This is a genomic window from Enterococcus hulanensis (assembly GCF_005405485.1).
Lineage (GTDB): Bacteria > Bacillota > Bacilli > Lactobacillales > Enterococcaceae > Enterococcus_A > Enterococcus_A hulanensis.
In genome coordinates, this window is sequence record NZ_BJED01000018.1 from 34,044 (window position 1) to 57,036 (window position 22,993).

Below are 22,993 nucleotides of genomic sequence, written 5' to 3' on the forward strand. Positions count from 1 at the left end.
GAAGAGGGCGTTTTGCTTTACTGATGTGCTTGTACTTTTTGATAGACTTTTTTAGTAACTGTGGAATCGGTATTAGTATAATAATAATCTCGTTTCTTTGTTGAGATTTTTAAGATCGGCTTGGACTGATGATTCACAAAAAGGGTAGCGGCTTTACCGTCAACTTTAAAACTTCCAATTGCGTAATTATCTGTCGCAAGACCATTAATCTTCATTCCGGCGGTTGGCATTTTATCAATCAAGGCTACGTTTTCGATGGCATCATAATTGATTGTTTGTTTCCGATAGAAGGGACCATCTAAACTGATATTTTCCTGCTTTACTTCATAAGTTAGCGGATCAGGACGATAATCCAAAATGTACAAGGGCACGACCACAATTAACATGGATGCGATCAATACGACAGGAATTAGTCCGATGAATATTTTCCCGCCAACTCTTGCTAAATTTGTTGTTATATTAAGGCCAATACGATCAGGGAGCATCAAACGACGATCATTCGGATTATAGTAAAAGCCATAACGCCAGTAATAGTCATCACCGGCATAGCGGAAGCTTGGTGTCTGAGCCAATAATTGATCTTGCTTGCTGCGCAAGCGGAGCAGCCACCATAAAGTAAAGCCGCAGAAAATGAAAACCAGCAAAAATTCTGCAATCATTAGGATTTCAAAAAAGCGATCACTGATATTCATCGTTAATAATGGAAGATAAACAATTAGATTAACAAAGAAACTTGTTGCCGCCATAAAGGCTGACCAATAAAATTTTGTCAGATCATTGTATTGGCGATTGATCGTAGAATCATTTGTCAAAGCTCGTACTGGCATTCGACTGATCATCCACCAGCCTAAGATGAACAACGCTAAAGTAATTCCGCAAGCGGATAATAAAATCCAAGTCAAACTTTCCATACCTTGTTGATGAAGTATGAACGTCAATACAATCAACACTCCAAGTGAAAGAGCAAACCACCAAGGAGAAACTAATTTTCGATTTTTTTCAAGCACAAGTTTTGTATCGACCTGAATCGGTTGCTCTGTTAATTGCCAGTTATTATCGACGATCAATTGGTGACCTTTTCGAATATAACGAATCTGCAACAGATAACCTGCACCGATTGTGATATATATAAGGACAAAGAAAAGCATCATAAAGATCGAGTCCTTCATAGGGATCAGCAGACTTAAATCTAAAACAGTTAATACGCCTGCTAATTGAAATTGGCGCTTCCGATAATTCTTTCGAAAAGCCAGCACACGTGGATCATCGATTTTATCCGCTGGGAAGGTATTTTCCACGATTACATAGTTATGAGGCTTGGCCGCTAAAGAATTGGTAAATGCCATGATGAAGTTGCAAAAAATCAATATACCTAAAATAAGAGGTGATAGCATCAAACGTCATCCTTTCCAAAACTTGTCAAAATCTTTTGAACTTTTTCTTGAACGGCTTTTTCATTAGGTTCCGACAAGTAAAGTTCAGCCAACAGCAAGGTCAAATTTTCTACACTTGTCTTCTTAGAGGAGACAGGCAGCGGGGCGACTAATGTTCCTTTGCGTCGATCGGTAATCAAGTAGCCTTCTTCACGCAATTGCTGATAGCCCTTTGAAACAGTCATCGTATTCACACCTAATTCATCTGCAAATTGCCGGACTGTTGGTAGTTGTTCGCCTGGTTTCAACTCGCCTTGAGCGATGCCGATAATGATCTGCTTTCGCAACTGGAGATAGATCGGTTCCTCAGAATGAGGATCAATTTCTAAAATCATTTACTTGTCCTCCTTTGTATTGCTTATATTAATACAAATGATACAAAAAGGCAAATAAAGTTTTTTCGAAGAATTATCTATCGAAAATTTAAGATTTATGTTGTATAATTCGTCATACTGAAAAGTTGCGACCTTCAAATCGTAGAGTTTTCGGAATCTATATTGAAATGATGGTGATACTGTGTCTAACAGCAACACACGAGTCGTCGTAGGAATGAGCGGCGGCGTCGATTCATCAGTAACTGCTTTGTTGTTAAAAGAACAAGGCTATGATGTAGTCGGCATTTTTATGAAAAATTGGGACGACACCGATGAGAACGGTGTTTGTACCGCGACAGAGGATTATAAGGACGTGGCGAAAGTCGCTGCCCAAATTGGTATTCCTTACTATTCTGTCAACTTCGAGAAGGAATATTGGGACCGTGTCTTTGAATATTTCTTAGCGGAATATCGTGCAGGCCGCACACCGAATCCAGATGTGATGTGTAATAAGGAAATCAAATTCAAAGCCTTCTTGGATTACGCGATGGAATTAGGTGCGGACTATGTAGCAACCGGGCATTACGCTCAAGTTGAAAAGGACGAAAATGGTGTGGTCCATATGTTACGGGGCCTCGATAACAACAAAGACCAAACCTATTTCTTGAGTCAATTATCACAAGAACAATTAGCGAAAACGATGTTTCCGCTAGGCGGTATGCAAAAACCTGAAGTTCGCGCAATTGCTGAACGTGCTGGCTTAGCGACTGCCAAGAAAAAGGATTCAACTGGTGTTTGCTTCATCGGTGAAAAGAATTTCAAACAATTTCTAAGCAATTATCTGCCTGCCAAAAAAGGTAAGATGGTAACGCTAGACGGCGAAGAAAAGGGAACACACGATGGTTTGATGTACTACACCATCGGTCAACGCCAAGGTTTAGGTATCGGCGGCGGTGGAAAAACGAATGATCCATGGTTCGTTGTTGGGAAAGATCTATCTACGAATACGTTGTATGTAGGTCAAGGTTTCCATCATGAAGCATTGTATGCGACAAGTTTGGATGCCAGTGAGATTCATTTCACAACAAATGAAGACCGTCCAACAGAATTCAAATGTACTGCGAAGTTCCGTTACCGTCAGCAAGATGTACCGGTAACTGTTCGTCTATTAGAAGATAATCGCGCGGAAGTGATCTTCGATGATCCTGTTCGTGCGATCACTCCTGGACAAGCCGTTGTCTTTTACGATGGCATGGAATGTTTAGGCGGCGGTTTGATCGATCACGCGTACCAAGAAACCAAAGAATTACAATATATTTAAATAGTGTTAAAAGACTGGGATTGCTTTGTTTAGAGCAATCCCAGTCTTTTTGCCTTTCATACATATTTACAGAAAATTCTTGAAAATTAAAATGATTCTCTTTACATGCTCATGGAATTGTGGGAATATACTAATTAAATATTTATTATAATTTGAAGAGAGTTGGGTGAGGTTATGAATGGTGTTGTTCTATTAGTATTTGCTATTATTTGTTTTGTCGCGGCCTATTTTATTTATTCCCGTTGGTTGGAGAAAAAATGGGGGATTAATCCTAAGGCTGTGACGCCTGCGGTCGCTATGGAAGATGGCGATGATTATGTTCCTGAACCGGCTTTTGTGGTTTTTAGTCATCAGTTTTCATCGATCACTGGTGCGGGGCCCGTGACAGGTCCAATCATCGCGGCGATGTTTGGCTGGTTGCCGGCATTTTTATGGATTTTATTTGGTGGAATTTTCTTCGGAGCTGTCCATGACTTTGGTGCGTTGTATGCTTCAGTCAAGAATGAAGGAAAATCAATCGGTCTGATTATTGAAAAATATATCGGCAAGCTTGGTAAAAAGCTGTTTCTATTGTTTTGCTGGCTGTTTGCTCTTTTAGTTATCGCTGCGTTTGGCGATATCGTGGCGACAACTTTTAATGGTTTGACGCCAGATGTACCGGCGGCAGTAAATACGGCAAATGCTTCAGCGGCTTCGATCTCGATGTTGTTCATCGTTTCTGCTGTGTTAGTCGGCTTTTTCATGAAAAAGGTTCATTTAAAAGGAATTGCCATGCATGTTTTTGGGATCGCGGTTTTATTAGTGACACTTGCTGTTGGTATTATGTTTCCGATTTTTGCAGATAAGCAGACTTGGTTATTGATCGTATTTGCTTATCTATTCCTAGCTTCGGTCATGCCGATTTGGTTATTGATGGCTCCTCGGGATTTTCTTAGCACTTACATGCTGCTGGGGATGATCATCGCTGCTGTTTTAGGGCTTTTAGTAGAAGCGCCAATGGTTGAGTTGAATGCCTTTAATGGTTTTGCTGTACAAGATGCGACTGGCAATGTGAAATATTTATTCCCGATTTTATTCATTACAGTTGCCTGCGGTGCGGTTTCTGGTTTCCATAGTTTGGTCTCTTCGGGAACATCATCAAAACAGGTAACGAATGAAAAGCATATGCGTCCGATTAGTTACGGAGCGATGATGTGTGAATGTGTGTTAGCGGTCGTTGCTTTGGTAGTTGCAGGTGCGGTTGCAAAAAATGGGCAATTGCCGGCAGGAACACCGTTTCAAATTTTTTCTGGTTCAGTTGCAGGCTTCTTAACAAAATTTGGTTTGCCGTTGAACATTGCACAAGCCTTCATGACGATGTGTGTCTCAGCGTTGGCACTGACTTCGTTGGATTCAGTTGCTCGTATCGGTCGGATGTCGCTGCAGGAATTCTTCTATGAAGAAGGCGTGGAGCAAAAAGGTTTGGCAAAATTACTAACGAATAAATATGTGGCGACCATAGTTACTTTAGGTGTAGGATTTGTTTTAGCGCTTGGCGGTTACAACAGCGTTTGGCCTTTATTCGGTTCAGCGAACCAATTGTTAGCTGCGATGGTGATGATCGCTGTAGCAGTGTATATGAAGACCTCTAAAAAATCTGGTGTCATGTTCTATATTCCGATGGGGATCATGTTAGCTGTGACCTTTACAGCGTTAGGGATGTCGATTTACGGATTAGTAACGAAGTTGATTAATGCAACGCAATATCTAGTAACCATTCCGGCAGTTCCAGCCGCAGGACAATTTGTCTTCTTATCAGATGGCTTGCAGCTAGTTTTCGCCTTCTTATTATTAGGTCTTGGCTTAATGGTAGCGACTAAATGTTTACGTTCTTTATTTAATGTAGAAACTGAAAATTCTGAAGAAGTTATCGCAGAATAAGCAATAAAACGACTCTTAAAGGGGTCGTTTTTTTTGCCTTTTGACAAAGCGGGGAAAATATCTATGGAGCTTCTTGTTTATTCGAAACGGATGAAGGATACTAGTTAAAAGGGCTTTAACGCTTAAAAAAAAAGGAAATGGAGAGAAGAATGAATATAGCTATCTGCGATGATAATCCCAAAATGGTCGGTCAAATTGAAAACCTATTATTATCGTTTTTTGAAAATGATCCCAATCAATTTAATTACGAAGCTTTTCTTTCTGGAGAATCACTAGTGGAACACTTAACTAACAGTGTGTCTTCGTTTCAAATCTATTTGTTAGATGTGGAAATGAAATCGTTAGATGGGTTTGATGTGGCGCGTGCGATTAGAGAAAAGGATCAGCAGGCCATCATCATCTTTATTACCAGTCATGTAGAGTTGATGCCTGAGGCTTTTGAAGTTAATGCTTTTCATTATCTGATCAAACCAGTAGACGAGATCAAGGTTAAACAAGTCTTAACAAAGGCCTTGGAGCAATTGACGTTACGGAAAATGATCCTCCAATTTACGATTCAGAAAAAAGTTCACACCGTCTATTTAGGAGAGGTCGAATACTTTGAGAGTATGAAACGAAAAATGATCATTCATTTGAAGAGTGGGGAAGAATACGAATACTATGGAACGATGAAAGAGGTCATTGATAAAGTATCTCCGCAATTATTTACACAGATTCACAATTCTTTTGTGATCAACATGGATTATGTTCAAGTAAAGAGCGGAGAAACGATTGTGATGCAATCAGGACGAGAAATTGCCATCACTAAAAAATTCCATCAAACCTTTCAACGCGCCTATCGAAATTATGTATTGATGAGGACAAAATAATGACCTTTAGCGGATTATTCGAACTTATCAAATCAGTGAATGACATCTTTATTATGAGTGTATTTTTTTCATGCTATTTGCCAGCACGGTCCATTGACTATTGGCAGAAACACAAGTTAAAAGGTCTTTTCGCTGTATTAATTGTAATAACGGCATATCTAATAAGAAACATCAGTCCAATGTATTTGTCATTTGGCTCCTTCTATATGCTGGTTAACGTTGCAACATACATTTTTTTAATGTACAGCATTGGTTATTTCTTTTTTAAAGGACAAGCGGTGACAAAGCTATTATTGATTTTTCTCTCAATGATTCTGGTGCTGTTTTTTGATTTTCTGGTCTATTGGATCATTCAGAATCTTTTTGCGGTAAATTATTTTGCTTCGAATCAATTATCCTATGCTTATGGAGGAATATTTGCCAGTCAGTTTATCCAACTGATTGCGGTTTTTCTTTTACGGGCTAAACGGAAAGCTCCGATAGGTATCAACGGGAAAAACAGCTTCTATTTATTACAAGTTTTGATTCCTTTTATGACAAGCTTGTTTTTTATTATTTACCCGATTTTTGTTGAGCAGCAGGCACAAGATGATGATGTGCGTTTTTTCATGGTTGTCTTACTATTTACAGTGATCAATTTGGTTCATTTCCTCATTCTTGAGATTCACCAGAAGCTGGAAAAAGAAAACTACGAAAATCTTTTTCTAGTTCAGGAGTTTGCCCATCGCGAGGAATATTATCAGCAGATGGAAAATCATCAAACCAAAATACGTGCGATTCGTCATGATTTAAAGAATCAATTGCTGACGCTGGTTGCTGACAGTCATGAGTCGGAATCCCAGATTGAAAAATTATTAGGCGAAATTATCAAGGAAGAAGCCAGTCAGTTTACTCAAAATAGCGGCATCAATCAATTATTAAGCAATAAGTATCAGCGAGCACAGGAAAGCAATATCCAAACCAGCTTTGAAGTAAAGGTCCCCGCCGAGATGAATTTTGAAATGCGGGATTTAGGAGCGTTGATTGGAAATGCCATTGATAATGCGATCGAGGCTTGCCAAAGGTCTTCACAGGAACGGTGGATCGATTTGAAATTGATTTATTTTAATCATATGTTGTTGCTGGAAATCGAAAATAGTACGGCAGAACAGGTGACCGATTTTAAAACACAAAAGAAAAAGGCGTTTGAACATGGCTTTGGGGTTAAAAGTATTCAAGCAATCACAGAAAAATACCAAGGCGACATGCTTTATGAAGCAAAGAAAACCTCCTTTCGGTTAGAATTATCGATCTGGGAACCGAATTAGCTGCGAGTTGTTACACAAAAAAGGGTCATTCGTTACATTTTGCAAAGAAACTTCTTTTTTCCTCCTATACTAAAGTCAGTTAGTAAATGACAGAAAAACAGGAGGAATAAAAACATGATGAAGAATACAGTATCAGTAGAAGAAAAAGGGTATAAGCCGGGGAAATTTTTTGGATGGGTGTTTTTGATTACTTGGGGCAGTTGGTTGATTGCAGCATATCTAAGCTATAATCATCCTGATCCAAATTTTTACTCGATCTTTTTAATCCCGGGGTTGTTTGCGCCAGTACTGGTTACGATCGCATTTATCGCGATGCCGAAAAATCGTTTGATTCGGAAAGATTTCTTTCAACGCCTTTTCGATATGAAGAAAATAAATCTAGCGCCATTAGTAAAAATTTGTTTGATTATGGGCTCATCGGTAGTAGCAGCTATTCTTATCTCAGTTCTATTCGGCGGTTCAATCAATCAGCTGCAATTGTCAGAGGACTTTAAGTTTTCAGCGGGCTCGATTCCCGTTTTGATGGTGATGATTATCGCGCCTGTACTAGAAGAAATTGGTTGGAGAGGTTACGGTGTTGATGCGTTGTTGAGTCGTTTCAATCTCCTTACTGGTTCTTTGATGTTCGGCTTCTTATGGTCAATTTGGCATTTGCCGCTAGTATTTGTTAAAAATTACTCGATGAATCTTTTGTTACAAGAAAATGTTTGGTTTGCAGTCAATTATTTTGTCAGTATCATTCCTTTGGGGATCATATTAAATTGGCTGTATGTTAAGAGCAACCGCAGCACGTTAGCGTTGATCATTTTCCATATCTTCTTGAATTTCATGCAGACATCAACGCAAATGACCGAATGGACGAGCTGTATTCAAACAGTGGTTATCATTAGTATTGCTGGCTTGATCGTTCTTACGAATAAGGAACTCTTTTTCCCGAGCTTAAAGGTTTATTCAGAAATTAAAGCATAAGAAAAAATCATCGTCTGATTCCGACGATGATTTTTTTCTATGCAAGACTTTGGGCGAAATGCGCCATTGCAACTTTTACTTCATTTAATTTTTCAGGTTTGATCAGAGGGAATAGTTTTTCTTGGAGTTTTTTAAACTCCTGTAGGCTTAGTGCCTCAGTTTCTTGATCCGCAAAACTTTTGACCAAAATCGCCTTTGCTTCCTCTTCTTTTCCTTCAATCGTGTTGTTTAGGAAAAAGTCTAAAAACTTTAATTGTCCTTCGAACATGTTGTTCACTTCTTTCATTAGAATCATTTATTAGTATAAAAAATTAACGAGGAAGTTGCCATCAATAAGACTTGAAATCAGTGAGTTTGCTGTGTCGAATGATATTTCTCAGCGATTTCCTTCGTATTGCGGTGCACCAGCAGGTAATTAGTCAAAACCAATGCTGAGGTTGAGACAAAGACGCCGCGATAACCAAAGATCGATGAAACGCTGGAACCGATCATAGGACCCACAACATTTCCGGCTGCTTGGAAGGATTGATTATAGCTGAAAATTCTTCCGGCAGCTGCTTGCGGTGAATATTTTGTGATCAAGGCTTGAACAGCTGGTAAGAGACAAGCGTCAGAAATGCCGACTAAAAACCGTAAAAAGGCCAATTGCCAGACATTGGTCACAATTGCCATCGGCAAGAAGACCAGCATTGCAAAGATCAAACCGATACCTAAAACTTTTTCGCTGCCGATTCGGTCGCCGAGACGGCCAAAGCGCGGTGCCGCGATCAAGGTTGCAATACCAGGGATTGACGCGATGATGCCGCTGACTAACGTAATGTTGCCATGATTGTGCATCAATTGCCGGATGTATAAGCTGATGATTGGACTGATCGAGTTATTCGAGGCTTGGATGATCAAGGTCGTAACGAACATACCGATGACTACGTGCGGGTATTTTAAACTATGAAAAATTTCTTTTGCGGGAAGCATATCTTTCTTCTCAACAGGGGTAAACTCTTCGTGGACAAAGATCAAACTGAGCAGAAAAACTAAGAATAGAATACTGCCGGTGATAAAGAAAGTTAGACGGTAACCAAAAATCGAGGCGGTCACGCCGCCTACTAGAGGACCTAGCAAGTTGCCAGTTACTGCACCGGTCGCCAGAGTTCCGAGGACTTGTCCGCTTTTTTCTCGCGGAGTACCTGTCGCAACTAAGGCCGTTGCGTTGCTGATATAGCCTGAAAAAACACCTTGAAGCAAACGCAGACCAATCAATTGATACACATTTCCGACAGTGCCCATCAAACTAATAACAATCGCCATTCCAAGAGAAGCGCGCAGAAGCATCAGTTTGCGCCCTTTTTGATCGGCTAATCGACCCCATAAAGGAGAAACGATTGCGGTGATCAAGAAAGTGGAGGAAAAAGTAATCCCGCTCCAAAAGTTTAGCTGCTGATTACTGTAGCTGCCCAAAGTATCTATGTATAAGGACATAAAGGGCATGACGAGGCTAAAACCGATACCAGCCATAAAAGTACCAAACCAAAGAACGATCAAATTCTTTTGCCAAGTGGGACGTGGTTGAAATAATTTATTCTTGATTTTACTCAAACTAAAAAAGGCCTTCTTTCAGAAAAAATGAGAATTTCAAAAAACAATTTTCATTATAACTCTCTTAAGGACCATGTAAAATTATGCTGCTTTGTGTTAGGATATTATTAAGAAAAAAGCAATATTTTTCTGCAAATTTTTTGCGGTTATCTAATTTTTTCTTGAACTTGTATCAGCCAGAAACAATTTTCTTGAATTTTTCTTTCATGATACTTATGATTGAGATGGAAAGAAGGGTAGCGGGATGTATCAAGTAATAACAATGTACGGTGATAATGAACCTTGGTGGTTCTTTGAAGAATGGCAAGACGATATCCAAGAGACCGCGGCTTTTGAAGATTTTGATGCGGCTGTAGCATATTATGAGCATCGTTGGAACGAGCTCCAAAAGACTAATACATATAGCAATGCAAAACATAACTATTTAAGCGCATTTTGGAAAGATCAGGATGAACGCTGGTGTGAAGAGTGTGATGACTATTTACAGCAGTATTGGGGTCTGGCGCTATTAAAGGACGAACAGCCGTTGACGGTTGACAGCAGAAAGGAATTTTATGAAACAGCTAATTATAGCGGAAAAGCCAAGCGTTGCAAGAGACTTGATCAAGGTGCTTAACGCCAATCAAAAGAATAAAAATTATTTTGAAGGACCCAATGTTGTTGTGACTTGGGCCCTTGGTCATTTATTGAGCCTAAAAATGCCAGAGGATTTAAATAAGGAATGGCAGAGCTGGCAGATGGAAACATTGCCGATGATCCCAAAACACATCGGGATCAAACCCTTACCAAAAACACGCGGACAATTAAAATCGATTCAACAATTAGCCAAACGCAAAGATATTTCAGAAGCGGTGATCGCGACAGATGCTGGGCGTGAAGGTGAATTAGTCGCACGTTGGATTTTAGAATATGTGAGATTTGAAAAGCCGGTCAAACGCTTATGGATCTCTTCGCAAACAAATAAGGCCATCAAAGACGGCTTCAAAAAGCTGAAGCCTGCCAAGGAGTATGACAATTTGTACTACTCTGCCTTGGCACGGGCAAAAGCTGACTGGCTTGTTGGCTTGAACGTCACTAGAGCGTTAACCGTGAAGTACGAAGACAGCTTATCCGCAGGGCGAGTGCAAACACCAACCCTTGCGATGGTACGTCAGCAAGAAAAGAAAATTGAAAAATTCCGTCCACAGAATTATTTCGTGATTTCTTTAGAAGTCGATGGACAAAAGGCCAAGCTGAATCAAAAAAATCCATATGGGATCACAGAGCGCGAGGCCGCTGAAAAATTAGTTAAAGAGCTGTCCCAGCAAAAAGGTACTGTGACTGAGATCACTGAAAAGGAAAAAACCGAACCAGCTCCGCTGCCTTATGATTTAACAGAAATTCAGCGAGAAGCGAATGCGCGTTATCAATTTTCAGCGAAGAAGACATTGTCGTTAGTCCAAAGCTTGTATGAAACGCACAAAATCGTCACGTATCCACGTACGGATAGTAAATATCTCACGAGTGATATGAAGGCGACTATGAAAGAGCGCCTGCAGGCTGTTAGTGATTTTGCACCAGAGGTAAAATCCTACATTAAAAATGGCGGGCAAGTAAAACAACAGCGGGTCTTCCAAGATAGTAAAGTGACGGATCACCATGCATTGATTCCAACTGAGCAACGGGCGCGCTTTGAAAAATTATCAACCGATGAGCAGCGCATCTACAATATGATCGTGACTCGTTTCTTAGGTTTATTTGCGGATGCTCACAAAGAAAGTCAGCAAAAAGTGACTGTGACATTCCAAAAGGAAACCTTTACCTTCCGTCAAAACAAGGTTCTAGTAGCCGGCTGGAAACCAGCTGAAGAAGCTAAAAAACCTGTTCAATGGTCAAATGGAATGAAGGTCGTACCGAATTTTACGATCGAAAAAGCTTTGACTTCGCCGCCGAAACCCTTGAATGAAGGAACATTGCTGGGTCAGATGGAAAAGCATAGTCTGGGAACACCGGCAACTCGTGCGGAGATTATCGAGAAATTGATCAAATCAGAATTGATGGAGCGGACGAATACAGGACTATTAGTTTCGCCAAAAGGCAAGCAATTACTAGAGCTGGTAAACCCATCGTTAGTGACCCCAGAATTAACAGAAAAATGGGAGAAGCAATTAGAAGCGATCGCCGATGGCAAATACAGCAGTAAACAATTCTTGCAAGAAATCGAAGCCGATACGAAGAAGCTAGTTAGCGAAGTCAAACATAGTGACAAAAAATATCAAGACTTCTCAATTACTGCCAAGAAATGTCTAGAGTGCGGCTCGCCATTACGAGAAAAGAATACGCGCGATGGTAAGATCTATATTTGCACCAATCCGGAATGTAACTATCGTCGTCGGAAAGATCCTAAAGTCTCAAATCATCGCTGCCCGCAATGCCACCGCAAGATGGAGATCATTGGTGGAAAGAATGGCTCTTACTTCCGTTGTAAATATGACGGGACAACAGAGAAGATGCTAGATAAGAAAGAACGTTCGAAAAAAATGACGAAGAACGAAGAACGTCGTCTGTTGAAAAAAGTCAATTCTCAAGAAGAACCACAAGAAAGTCCTTTGGCTGCCGCACTCAAAGCAGCAATGGAAAACAAAGACTAATCAACAAGCCTGCTAAGATGTTCGGTCTTAGCAGGCTCTTTCATTTAGATCATTTATGAAGCCGAGGATGACAGTCCTTGGCTTTTTTCATATTTCTCTTTGGCCGCCTGCAGCATTGAATCAAGTTTTGGGCTCGCTTTGGTTTGATATTGTTCAAAATCAATGATTAATTGTTGCACTTCCTTGAAGTCCCCTTGAACCATTTGACTAATCGGTAGTCGATAATAAAGTGTGTAAAAAAGATTGGAAAGTGTTGGATGCTGAAACAAAAAGTTTTGTCCTTTAGGCAGTATTTCATGGCCGCTTGCTTCCAAACGTTCAGTACCTTCTTTTAATGCTTGCGGAAGCGTTGAAAGTTCACCGCTTCTCCGAATGGCCTCAGCAGAAAAATCATAAAGGTATTCAAAAGAATTTTGTACCATGATCATAGTTGCATGACTTTTCAGCCAATCGTCCATTTTTGCTTCATAGCGCCAAGCATAGTTTGTTCCATTAAATGCTGTATCTAGCATGTTTGTAATCTTAAAATCGGCTGCTAATGAACCAACCTTCAATTGTCCCTTCCCAAAACGTAAAATTGAGATTCCTTTGTCAGTTTTGATTCCGCCAGTCATTTGAAAGCCGAAATAGATAGCTTTTTGTTGCGTGCTTCTTTTCTGCAGCTCTATTTCTAAGCCAGCAGCGTTTAGCTGATTACCAATAAAGAGAATTGTTTGACTGCAATTTTTTGCTAATGGTTCAATGATTGCTGGGAAATCGCTGTATTTCATCGTAACAAAAATCAAATCATACTTATCTTCCGGTTGAAGCTTCTCGATCACACGAATGTTGTCTTTGGTTAGTTTTCGCTGCAGCCTGTGGTACAATACGACACCGTCGCTCAACAATTCTTCCTTTCTTTTTCCCCGTGCTAAGAGGGTGACTTGATTATCTCCCTTCATAAGCGAGTGAGCTAGGTAGCTTCCCTGGATGCCTGCACCGTAAATTAGTATTCTCATAATGTCATTCCTTTCAAAATCAACAGGTGTTGATTAATCAACTTGTGTACAATATAATAAAGTGATATTTAATAAGTTTCAATCAACAAAAATGAGAGACTGTTGATAAATGAACAGTAATCAAATAATGATCGGAGCAGAGTGATGGATCGAAGAAAGCGAAAAACACAAACTACAATCACAGATGTGTTCTATCAACTTTTAAAGAAAAAAAGTTACGAAGAAATATCAGTGAGTCAGATTTGTCAGGTAGCCGATATCAATCGTGGGACCTTTTACCTTCATTTTATGGATAAAGATGATTTGCTGGAGAAAAGTATCGCTCATGAAATGCAGAAATTATTCAATTACTGCGATAGGTGTGAAGAATCGAGTGATCTAAAGAAGTTGGAAAAAACGTTTGAATATATTGCAGCGCATCGAGATCATTTGCAGCGATTGTTTCTTGCGGATAAGCAGGGATTCTTTGCCCGCTTCCAAAGCAATTATTTAATGGAACAAATGACAGATCAACCACAGCTGACCAGTATCTTCTTCGCTCATGGATTTGTTGGTTTGTTGGAACATTACTTAGTGAACGATATTTCCGAAATAGAGATATCACAGGAAATAGAAAAAATTACTCATTCACTTCGTTAAAAGGATTCGATTTTTTTCAAGAATATTTAGTAGAAATTCAAAAAGAAAAGGGTTACAATGTAAATGGTTTATACCAATTTCGGGAGGGATTTTTTTGAAATCAAGAAAAGACGAAGTATTAGAGGCATTGAGAGCAAATCCTAACGAACAGACGGCACAAGAACTGGCAGATCAGCTGGGGGTTGACCGCACAAACGTCAGCCGCTACTTGAATGAATTGACAAAAGACGGGACAGTCAAAAAAATTGATGGACGTCCGGTGAAGTTTCAAATCACTACTGTGTCAAAAGAGGGACATATTAACTTTGATAATTTGATTGGCCGCGAGGATTCTCTGAAGAGTCAGATTCAAAAATCAAAAGCGGCTATTTTATATCCACCACGCGGATTACATACGATTATTTTTGGCGAGACCGGTACAGGGAAGACGATGTTTGCGGAATGTATGTATCGTTACGCTGTTTCGGCCAAAGTTTTAGATGAAAATGCGCCGTTCATCACATTCAACTGTGCAGATTATGCGCAAAATCCACAATTACTCTACGGACATATCTTTGGTGTGAAGCGAGGCGCTTTTACTGGAGCTGAAGAGACACGCGCAGGATTAATGGAACAAGCAGACGGCGGTATTCTATTTCTGGATGAAATTCATCGTTTGCCTCCAGAAGGGCAGGAAATGCTTTTTACCTTCATCGATAAGGGAACTTTCCGCTCATTAGGGGATGGACAAGAAAAGCAGGCTTCGGTACAGATTATTGGAGCAACGACAGAGACTAGCTCTATGTTTTTATCGACCTTCAATCGGCGAATTCCGATGCAGATCGAACTGCCTTCTTTAGCGGAGCGTTCGTTGGATGAACGTTTAGCAATCATTAAGGAATTTCTTCAACAAGAGGCCAATCGGTTGATGCAGGAAATTGCGATTGATAAAAGAAGCCTGCTCGCGTTTCTTCTATATACTGCAGAAGGAAATATCGGACAGTTAAAACGAGATTTAAAATTAGTTTGCGCTAAGGCGTTTCTTCATCACCAAACCAATAGCGAGTCAGAAAAATTAATGATTGTTGAAGAAGATCTGCCGTTAGTTGTGCAAAAGGGTTTATTACGGATGAATGAAGTCCAAGATAAATTAACCCCTTTTATGGATAAAAGAAATCTTTATTTGACCTTAAAGCCCGGTACCGAAGAAGTGGTTTGGGGACAAGACCCGAATAAGGACATGGAGGTCTACCACTCAATCACCTATAAGTTAGAAAAATTAGGCCGTGAGAATTTATCGGAGATTGATTTGGAAGAATTGATTTCCGATGATGTGGATCAATATTTTGAGACATATGTTGAAGAGCTTTCCCACAGTAATGCGTATCGAGAAATTATTTCCGACGATCTATGGAAGCTGGTGAATGAACTTTATGATTTTGCTTCTGTTCAAATGAATCGAGAATACGACGAAAAGGTACGTTTCGCTTTTGCACTGCACATCAATTCAACGATCGAGCGAATTCGTGGCAATCAGTTTATTTCTCATCCTAATTTGAATGATATTCGCCGCAGCTACTCGAAGGAATTTCAGTTGGCGATTGAATTATCTAATCGAATCGAAGAAGCCTACAATATTATGATCCCGTTAGATGAGATCGGCTTTATCACGATGTTTCTAACGATGGATAATCAAGAACAACAAAAAATAGATGAACGACAAGTCGCTGTTCTCGTTGTAATGCATGGAAAGTCAACGGCTTCAAGTATGTTAGAAACGGTGCAGGAGCTCTTAGGAACCACTCATGGGATCGCCTTTAACATGCCCTTAACGTTGAATACTGAAAAGATGTATGGTCAGATCAAAAATTATATCCAAGGAAAACGGGAAGAATTTTCAGAAGGGATCATTCTTTTGACGGATATGGGTTCACCAAATAATTTCGGTAATCTGATCTTTCATGAAATGGGTATCCGCACACGAGTAATCTCTATGACCAGTACGATGTTGGTGCTGGAAAGTATCCGTCTAGCAACGCTGGGGCGTTCATTAGAAGAAATCTACACTAGTGTGATTTCAATGTTCCAAACAATGGTCCGTCTAGAAGAACCGACGCAAAAGGATGAAAAGAAGGTAATCATCGTTGCCTGCTTTACCGGTGAAGGTGTCTCTAAACGTTTGAATGAAGTGGTCTCTCAGATCGTTAACTTGGATGAGTTTGAGGTCATTCAAATGCAATCATTAGAACGGGAAAGCTTCAAGCACCGCATCGACCAGCTAATCACACATAAGGATATCGTAGCGATCGTAGGAACGATGGAGATCCATTATCAAAAGATTCCGTTTATTCCGGCAATGAATTTATTCAAGCGGGATAAGATTTTAGAGTTTCAAGATTTATTAGGCAGTACGATCACTCTTCCTGAGATGGTCGATTCATTAACCAAGAACTTTTCACCTGAGCTAGATGTGAAAACACTCTTTTTACTAATTGATGATGTCTTGCAGCTGATCCGTAAAGATCAAGAGCTGATTATCGAGAATACAGCGATGCAGGCGTTAAGTGTGCATATTGCTTTCTTGGTAGATAAAATCAAAAAAGGCGAAGAGCGGCCGGCATTTGAAAACGTGAAGTATTTCCATCAAGAGCATCTTCTACGTTTTAACCAAACCGCGGCCAGTCTATCATTGATTGAGAAACAGTTTGGTGTTCACTTTATCGAAGACGATATCGCTTACATCGTTAAAACACTTGAAGATAATCGAATTGAACTAGGATTGCACAGTGTGTAATCCTAGTTTTTTTGTGTGTAAGATGAAAACCTTATCACAACAGCTTCTGTGCGATGAAAAAGTTGGCACGGGACTTGCTTTATATAAAGTGTACAATAAAAAAATTAAGGAGTGTCAATTATGAAAAGAATTATGTTAGTTTGTGCAGCAGGAATGAGCACTAGTTTACTAGTAACAAAAATGGAAAAAGCAGCAGAAGCCCAAGGATTGGAATCAGATATCTTTGCAGTATCAGCATCAGAAGCAGATGCAAAATTAGAAGACGCAAGCAAACCAGTCGATGTTTTATTATTAGGCCCTCAAGTTCGTTTTATGAAAGGCCAATTTGAAACAAAATTAGCTGACAAAGGTATTCCAGTTGATGTAATCGATATGAAAGATTATGGCATGATGAACGGTGAAGCTGTTCTAAATACTGCACTTAATCTTATGAAATAAGAAGGAGAAGGGGAGCTAAGCAAATGAGCGAAACAATGAGTCAAGAACAATTGGAAGCAGTGATGGGGTTAATCATCAATGCCGGCAATGCAAAAAGCGATGCAATGGAAGCGATTCAGGCAGCTAAAGATGGCGACTTCGCCTTAGCTCAAGAAAAGCTTGCTGCGGCAGATCAAGCTTTAGTGGAAGCACATCACTCTCAAACAGGGCTATTAACGGAAGAAGCAAGCGGCAACCCAATGACCGTGACACTTTTAGCGGTTCACAGTCAAGACCACTTGATGACTAGTATTACCTTTAACGATATGGCCAAAGAAGTAGTAGATGTTTACAAACGTTTGGGGAACGAATAGGAAGTGATCCCGTGAAATTAACTCGTGATCAAGAAACGTTGAAAGCGATCACAGGTTTAATTGAATACGCTTTTAGAAAGCAGCAAACAATCATCAATGATCCGCTCTTTTTATCTCGCTATGAACACGCAGATGTATACGGTGTTTATCAAGAAGATGAATTAACTAATTTAGTGATGGCGAATCATTTTGAGATTCAATTTTTTCAACAGAGAGTTAAAATGGCTGGTGTTGGTTATGTAGCCAGTTATCCAGAATATCGAGGTAAAGGCGGGGTCAGCAGCATCATGGCTGAACTTTTAACTGATCTTCATCAACAAGGAGTGGCGGTTTCACAACTTGCCCCTTTTTCCGAAGATTTTTATCGTCAATTTGGATACGAAGCTACTAGCCGAAGAAAAACATATCGCATTCCAGCACTAGCCTTTAATTATTTGACAAGTGAAAAAAGGGGGAATGTCAAACGTGGAACCTGGCAGCAGATGAAGCCGGTGATCCAATCAATTTATCAGCGCTTATTAAAACAGCAGCAAGTTGGCACGGTTGTTCGTGAAGATTGGTGGTGGGATCGTCTAAATGAGTATTATCCACACCGTTTTTACGCCGCAGCTTATGACGACACTGGTGAAGCGAAAGGATACATCATTTATCGAATGCAGGGCCGCGCATTAGTAGTAGATGAGCTTGCTTATGAAAACGAATTTGCACTGCGAAAATTATTAACGTACTTAAAATCCCATGTCTCATCATTTGAAGAATTTCTTTATCATGCGCCTGTCCATGAAATCATTGAAAAATGTTTTCGTGAACAAGAATATTTTACGATTACTTTAGAACCTTACATGATGAGTCGAATTATTGACATTGAGCAATTATTACCGAAACTTCCGCTTAACCAAAAAGAAATTATTATAGAAGTAACTGAAGATAAGGAATGTCCTTGGAATGTTGGTAGCTGGCTGATCAGTCAGGGGAATTGTCAAAAAGTACAACAAGCAGGCGATATCAAAGCTTCGATTCATGGGTGGAGCGAATTATTACTGGGAGAATTAACTTTAGCCGAAGGAATCTTCCTCGGTAAAGTCACAACCTCAAAGGGTTTTGAGACAGAAATTTTCCCAAAAGGTCGACAAAGTTTTTACGATTATTTTTAAAATAGGGGGAACACAAAAAATGGATAAATTTATTGCTTTTATGGAAAAACACTTTATCCCGCATGCGTCAAAGATCGGTAACCAGCGTCATTTGATCGCAATTCGGGATGCCTTTACAGTAACTATGCCGTTGATGATTTTAGGGGCATTAGCGGTAATGATCAACAACTTGCCGATTCCAGCTTTCCAAAATTTTATGAACGGAATTTTCGGTGGTGACAAATGGACAGGGTTCGGAGGAGCAGTTTGGAACGGAACATTTGGTGTCCTTTCAGTATTTATCGCTTTCTTAGTAGCCTATAACCTAGCGCATCACTATGGTAAAGATCCAATCGGAACAGGTGTTGTTTCCGTTGCTTCTTTCTTCACATTAGGTGCAGCAACTAGCGGAATGAACTCATCAGGTTTGTTCGTAGCTTTGATCGTAGGTATCGTAGTTGCAGAAATATTCACTCGTTTAGTTGGTAATGAAAAATTAATTGTTAAAATGCCAGATGGCGTACCGCCAGCAGTTGCGCGTTCATTCGCATCTTTATTCCCAGCAATGATCACTGTTTCACTCTTTGGTTTGATCGCAGCGATTATCGCCGGATTTGGTGTTGAAGATATGTTCGCTGAATTCTATGCACTAGTTCAAGAACCATTTATGGGATTAGCAAATTCTTACGGTTCAGCATTATTGATTGCCTTCATCACACCATTCCTGTGGTTCTTTGGATTACATGGTGCCAACATGATCGACCCATTCATGCAAGCAATCAACGCACCAGCGATTGAAGCAAACAATGCGGCTCTTTCAGCTGGAAAAGCAGCTCCTTATATCGTTAACAAACCTTTCATTGATTCATTTGTAAATATGGGTGGTACTGGTGTAACGATTGGTTTAATCATCGCCATCTATTTAGTAGGACGTAAAAACAAACCATTTATGGTCGTAAACAACTTGGCTGCAGCTCCTGGTATCTTCAACATCAATGAACCATTGATGTTCGGATTGCCATTGGTATTGAACCCAATTATGTTTATCCCATTCATCTTGACACCAATGATTTGTGTTTCAACAGCGTACTTTGCAACGAGCGTTGGCTGGGTACCGGCAGCGACAGTTATGCCGCCATGGGTAACACCGCCAATCATCGGAGGATTCTTAGCAACTCAAAGCTTCTCGGGCGCAGTTTTAGCTGCTGTTAACGTAGTCATCTCAATCGCAATGTATGTACCATTCGTATCATTAGCGACTAGACAAGAATTGAAAAAAGTACAAGAGGCTTAAATAAACTAAAAGGGGGCTGAGACATTCCAATGTCCTAGCCCCCTTAAATATTTAATATGAATAGGGGATTAGATTTACAATGAAAACTTTTCCAAATAATTTCTGGTGGGGTGCAGCAACTTCTGGTCCACAAAGTGAAGGGCGCTTCAACAAAAAACACGCAAATGTCTTCGACTATCATTTTGAGATCGAACCGGAGAAATTCCATAATCAGGTAGGACCAGATGTCGCATCAAACTTCTACAACAGCTACAAAGAAGATATCCATATGATGCGCTCGATCGGCATGAACAGTTTACGGACGAGTATTCAATGGAGTCGTTTGATTGATGATTTGGAAACCAACACGGTCAATCAAGATGCGGTGGATTTTTATAATAATGTAATCGACACAATGCTGGCAGAAGGTATGACGCCGGTAATGAATCTGCACCATTTTGATTTACCTGTGGAATTGTATGACAAATACGGCGGCTGGGAATCGAAAAAGGTTGTGGAGCTATATGTTGGTTTTGCGGAAAAATGTTTTGAACTATTTGGCGATCGTGTAAAATTCTGGGCGACACACAATGAACCAATGGTTGTAGTGGAAGGTGAATACTTATTCCAATTCCATTATCCGAATATTGTAAATGGAAAAAAAGCGGTTCAAGTTGCCTATAATTTGAACTTAGCTTCTGCTAAAGCAATCCAAGCTTTCCGTAAATTGAATATCGCAGATGCGCAAATCGGTACAATTCTAAATCTAACTCCAACGTATGCTGCTTCTGATGCGCCTGAAGATCAAGAAGCTGCTCGGATTGCGGAGCTTTGGAACAACAAAATGTTCCTAGAACCGGCAGTTTATGGACATTTTCCTGCTGAATTGGAAGAGTTATTAACGAAAGACAAAGTTTTATGGGAAACAAGCGACGAGGAAAAAGAAATCTTGAAGAACAACACGGTTGATTTCTTAGGAGTGAATTTCTATCATCCAAATCGTGTGAAAGCACCAGATGTTGCCCCAAATTCCGTTGGTGAATGGATGCCGGATCGTTATTATGATGCTTATGATATGCCAGGCCGTCGTGTGAATTTAGATCGCGGCTGGGAAATTTATCCTAAGGCACTTTATGATATTGCAGTTAACATCAAAGAAAACTACAAAAATATTCCATGGTACGTATCTGAAAATGGTATGGGTGTCTCAAATGAAGAGCGCTTCAAAAATTCTGCTGGAATGATCGAAGACGATTATCGTATTGATTTTGTGCAGGAGCATTTGGATTGGCTTCATAAGGGAATCGAAGAAGGTTCAAATTGCTTTGGCTACCATATGTGGACACCAATTGATTGCTGGTCTTGGTTGAATTCGTATAAGAACCGGTATGGTTTTATTTCAAACAATATCCACACTCAAATCAAAACGATTAAAAAATCTGGTTATTGGTTCAAAGAAGTAACTGAAAGAAATGGCTTAGAAGGTTAGTTCAGAAGGAGGAAAATCAGTGAAACGTGAATTAGGTATTTCGGTATATCCCGATCATAGTGATCCGCAGGCGGATCGTGATTACATCAAAAAGGCGGCAGAGCTTGGCTATACTAGAATTTTTATGAGTATGCTGGAGGTAACTGAGGGCAAAGAAAAGGTCGGCGAGAAATTTGGCAGTGTGATTCATTATGCAAAAGAGTTAGGCATGGAAACTGTGCTGGATATCGCGCCATCAATTTTTAACGACTTAGGAATTTCATATGATGATCTAAGCTTTTTTGCGGAGCTGGGTGCTGAGGGAATTCGTTTGGATGAAGGGTTCGACGGGAACAAAGAAGCGATGTTGAGCTACAATCCTGAGGGGTTAGCTATTGAGTTGAATATGAGTAACAATGTTGCTTACCTTGATAATATCTTGTCCTACGAAGCCAATGAACCATTCATTTATGGCTGTCACAATTTCTATCCGCAAGAAGGTTCGGCTTTGCCTTATGACTTCTTTATTAGCTGTAGTGAACGCTTTAAAGGTCATGGAATCAAAACAGCGGCGTTTATTACAAGTCAAAGTGCTGAATACGGTCCGTGGGATGTGAATGATGGCTTGCCGACATTGGAAATGCACCGTCATTTGCCGATTGATTTACAGGCCCGCCATATGTTTGCGACGGGGTTGATTGATACGGTGATTATCGGAAATGCCTATGCTTCTGATGAAGAATTAGCAAAAGTCGCGGCAGTTGATCGTTATAAATTAAGCTTAGGAATCGAGTTTGTGCCAGAAGCAACAGAAATCGAGCGGAAAATCGTCGCTGATAAAAAACATTTTCGTCGTGGAGATATTACATCAACCGCAGTACGGTCAACGATGGTTCGGGTGAAATATGCGGATGTTGCAAATCCTGTTCATGACAATACCCAAGAATTCCAAGTTGGGGATGTTATCGTCGGCAATGATGATTTTGGCAAGTACAAAAATGAGCTGCAAGTTGTTTTAGAACCGCATAGTGATTCGCGGAAAAATTTAGTTGGTAAAATTCCGCAAGAAGAACTGATTATGTTAGACTTTTTGAAACCTTGGACGAAATTTCAGTTTGTTCCTAAAAACTAAATTTGAGACTGATGATAAAAAGATGAAGGTTCGTTATTGACAAACCCTCAAAAGGCGTGTAAAGTATGACTCAACTTAATCAAACGACAATGAAAAGAAGAGTAGCAGTTCATTTGTTCTCAGAGAGTCTCTGGTTGGTGAGAAGAGACAACAATGATTTGTGAACCACATCTTTGAGTCGATCAGCTGAAATAAGTAGGCTGATCCGGGAGAGCCCGTTAGCGCAGAGGTCAGATTGACCAGTTGAGATCGTTCGTTGTGAGACGACGATGAAAAAAGGTGGAACCACGTAATTACGTCCTTTAGCCCTAGCGGCTAAAGGACTTTTTTTTATTTCACTGATTGGACACTGACCCGAAGAGGTTCCTTTTGCGAGAAAGGAACAAAGATGAGGTGGAACCACGTATATAACGTCCTCTGGTAGAAATAC

The 22,993-nt window shown here is 40.1% G+C and carries 20 protein-coding genes and 1 other annotated feature; of the genes, 15 read left to right on the top strand and 5 right to left on the bottom strand.

The window, feature by feature from the left end; all coding sequences use genetic code 11:
- Positions 1-17: 17 nt before the first annotated feature.
- The gene (locus FFR60_RS17665) at positions 18-1,394 is read right to left on the bottom strand and encodes a PH domain-containing protein (RefSeq protein WP_137665165.1); all 1,377 of its coding nucleotides are present in this window, start codon (positions 1,392-1,394) and stop codon (positions 18-20) included.
- On the bottom strand, positions 1,394-1,768 hold the full coding sequence (locus FFR60_RS17670; RefSeq protein WP_137665166.1) for a GntR family transcriptional regulator: 375 nt from the start codon (positions 1,766-1,768) through the stop codon (positions 1,394-1,396). The genes FFR60_RS17665 and FFR60_RS17670 overlap by 1 nt, the downstream gene beginning before the upstream one ends.
- Before the next feature lie 181 nt (positions 1,769-1,949).
- Here FFR60_RS17670 and mnmA point away from each other — a divergent pair, with 181 nt between their 5' ends.
- From mnmA to FFR60_RS17695, 5 genes are all read left to right on the top strand, one after another.
- Entirely contained in the window at positions 1,950-3,068 is a 1,119-nt protein-coding gene (gene mnmA / locus FFR60_RS17675; protein ID WP_137665167.1) for a tRNA 2-thiouridine(34) synthase MnmA, read from the top strand.
- A 174-nt stretch (positions 3,069-3,242) separates the two neighbouring features.
- Complete coding sequence (locus FFR60_RS17680; RefSeq protein ID WP_137665168.1) at positions 3,243-4,988, top strand: carbon starvation CstA family protein; 1,746 nt, start codon at positions 3,243-3,245, stop codon at positions 4,986-4,988.
- Positions 4,989-5,137: 149 nt separating this feature from the next.
- Complete coding sequence (locus FFR60_RS17685) at positions 5,138-5,857, top strand: LytR/AlgR family response regulator transcription factor (protein ID WP_171004968.1); 720 nt, start codon at positions 5,138-5,140, stop codon at positions 5,855-5,857.
- Between the two features lie 278 nt (positions 5,858-6,135).
- On the top strand, positions 6,136-7,164 hold the full coding sequence (locus tag FFR60_RS17690; protein WP_171004969.1) for a sensor histidine kinase: 1,029 nt from the start codon (positions 6,136-6,138) through the stop codon (positions 7,162-7,164).
- Between the two features lie 114 nt (positions 7,165-7,278).
- The gene (locus FFR60_RS17695) at positions 7,279-8,133 is read left to right on the top strand and encodes a CPBP family intramembrane glutamic endopeptidase (protein WP_137665171.1); all 855 of its coding nucleotides are present in this window, start codon (positions 7,279-7,281) and stop codon (positions 8,131-8,133) included.
- Positions 8,134-8,170: 37 nt separating this feature from the next.
- Here FFR60_RS17695 and FFR60_RS17700 read toward each other — a convergent pair whose 3' ends face one another.
- Together FFR60_RS17700 and FFR60_RS17705 are read right to left on the bottom strand one after the other, a co-directional pair.
- Positions 8,171-8,401, bottom strand: coding sequence for a hypothetical protein (locus tag FFR60_RS17700; RefSeq protein ID WP_137665172.1), 231 nt, complete (start codon positions 8,399-8,401; stop codon positions 8,171-8,173).
- Between the two features lie 77 nt (positions 8,402-8,478).
- Positions 8,479-9,726, bottom strand: coding sequence for a multidrug efflux MFS transporter (locus FFR60_RS17705; RefSeq protein WP_088931946.1), 1,248 nt, complete (start codon positions 9,724-9,726; stop codon positions 8,479-8,481).
- Between the two features lie 244 nt (positions 9,727-9,970).
- On the opposite strand from FFR60_RS17705, the gene FFR60_RS17710 reads away from it, so the two are divergent.
- Both FFR60_RS17710 and FFR60_RS17715 read left to right on the top strand, forming a co-directional pair.
- A complete protein-coding gene (locus FFR60_RS17710) occupies positions 9,971-10,342 on the top strand; it encodes a DUF1033 family protein (protein WP_137665173.1) in 372 nt (123 codons plus the stop codon).
- Positions 10,281-12,356 carry a DNA topoisomerase III gene (locus FFR60_RS17715; protein WP_137665174.1) on the top strand — a complete coding sequence of 692 codons (2,076 nt, stop codon included), beginning with the start codon at positions 10,281-10,283 and terminating at the stop codon, positions 12,354-12,356. The genes FFR60_RS17710 and FFR60_RS17715 overlap by 62 nt, the downstream gene beginning before the upstream one ends.
- Before the next feature lie 53 nt (positions 12,357-12,409).
- On the opposite strand, the gene FFR60_RS17720 is transcribed toward FFR60_RS17715, so the two are convergent.
- Positions 12,410-13,354: a ketopantoate reductase family protein gene (locus FFR60_RS17720; protein WP_137665175.1), complete on the bottom strand. Its 945-nt coding sequence runs from the start codon at positions 13,352-13,354 to the stop codon at positions 12,410-12,412.
- A 144-nt stretch (positions 13,355-13,498) separates the two neighbouring features.
- Here FFR60_RS17720 and FFR60_RS17725 point away from each other — a divergent pair, with 144 nt between their 5' ends.
- The 8 genes from FFR60_RS17725 (at position 13,499) to FFR60_RS17760 (ending at position 22,563) form a co-directional block, all read left to right on the top strand.
- Positions 13,499-13,993 carry a TetR/AcrR family transcriptional regulator gene (locus FFR60_RS17725; protein WP_137665176.1) on the top strand — a complete coding sequence of 165 codons (495 nt, stop codon included), beginning with the start codon at positions 13,499-13,501 and terminating at the stop codon, positions 13,991-13,993.
- A gap of 94 nt (positions 13,994-14,087) precedes the next feature.
- Complete coding sequence (locus FFR60_RS17730; RefSeq protein ID WP_137665177.1) at positions 14,088-16,766, top strand: sigma-54-dependent transcriptional regulator; 2,679 nt, start codon at positions 14,088-14,090, stop codon at positions 16,764-16,766.
- A gap of 120 nt (positions 16,767-16,886) precedes the next feature.
- Complete coding sequence (locus tag FFR60_RS17735; RefSeq protein ID WP_088931952.1) at positions 16,887-17,204, top strand: PTS sugar transporter subunit IIB; 318 nt, start codon at positions 16,887-16,889, stop codon at positions 17,202-17,204.
- 23 nt (positions 17,205-17,227) lie between these two features.
- Positions 17,228-17,557 carry a PTS lactose/cellobiose transporter subunit IIA gene (locus tag FFR60_RS17740; protein ID WP_088931953.1) on the top strand — a complete coding sequence of 110 codons (330 nt, stop codon included), beginning with the start codon at positions 17,228-17,230 and terminating at the stop codon, positions 17,555-17,557.
- A gap of 11 nt (positions 17,558-17,568) precedes the next feature.
- Complete coding sequence (locus tag FFR60_RS17745) at positions 17,569-18,711, top strand: GNAT family N-acetyltransferase (protein ID WP_137665178.1); 1,143 nt, start codon at positions 17,569-17,571, stop codon at positions 18,709-18,711.
- 19 nt (positions 18,712-18,730) lie between these two features.
- On the top strand, positions 18,731-19,984 hold the full coding sequence (locus FFR60_RS17750; RefSeq protein WP_088931955.1) for a PTS sugar transporter subunit IIC: 1,254 nt from the start codon (positions 18,731-18,733) through the stop codon (positions 19,982-19,984).
- Positions 19,985-20,063: 79 nt separating this feature from the next.
- Complete coding sequence (locus FFR60_RS17755) at positions 20,064-21,452, top strand: glycoside hydrolase family 1 protein (protein ID WP_088931956.1); 1,389 nt, start codon at positions 20,064-20,066, stop codon at positions 21,450-21,452.
- 19 nt (positions 21,453-21,471) lie between these two features.
- A complete protein-coding gene (locus FFR60_RS17760; protein ID WP_137665179.1) occupies positions 21,472-22,563 on the top strand; it encodes a DUF871 domain-containing protein in 1,092 nt (363 codons plus the stop codon).
- An 80-nt stretch (positions 22,564-22,643) separates the two neighbouring features.
- Positions 22,644-22,869, top strand: a binding site (T-box leader).
- The last annotated feature ends 124 nt before the right edge of the window (positions 22,870-22,993 follow it).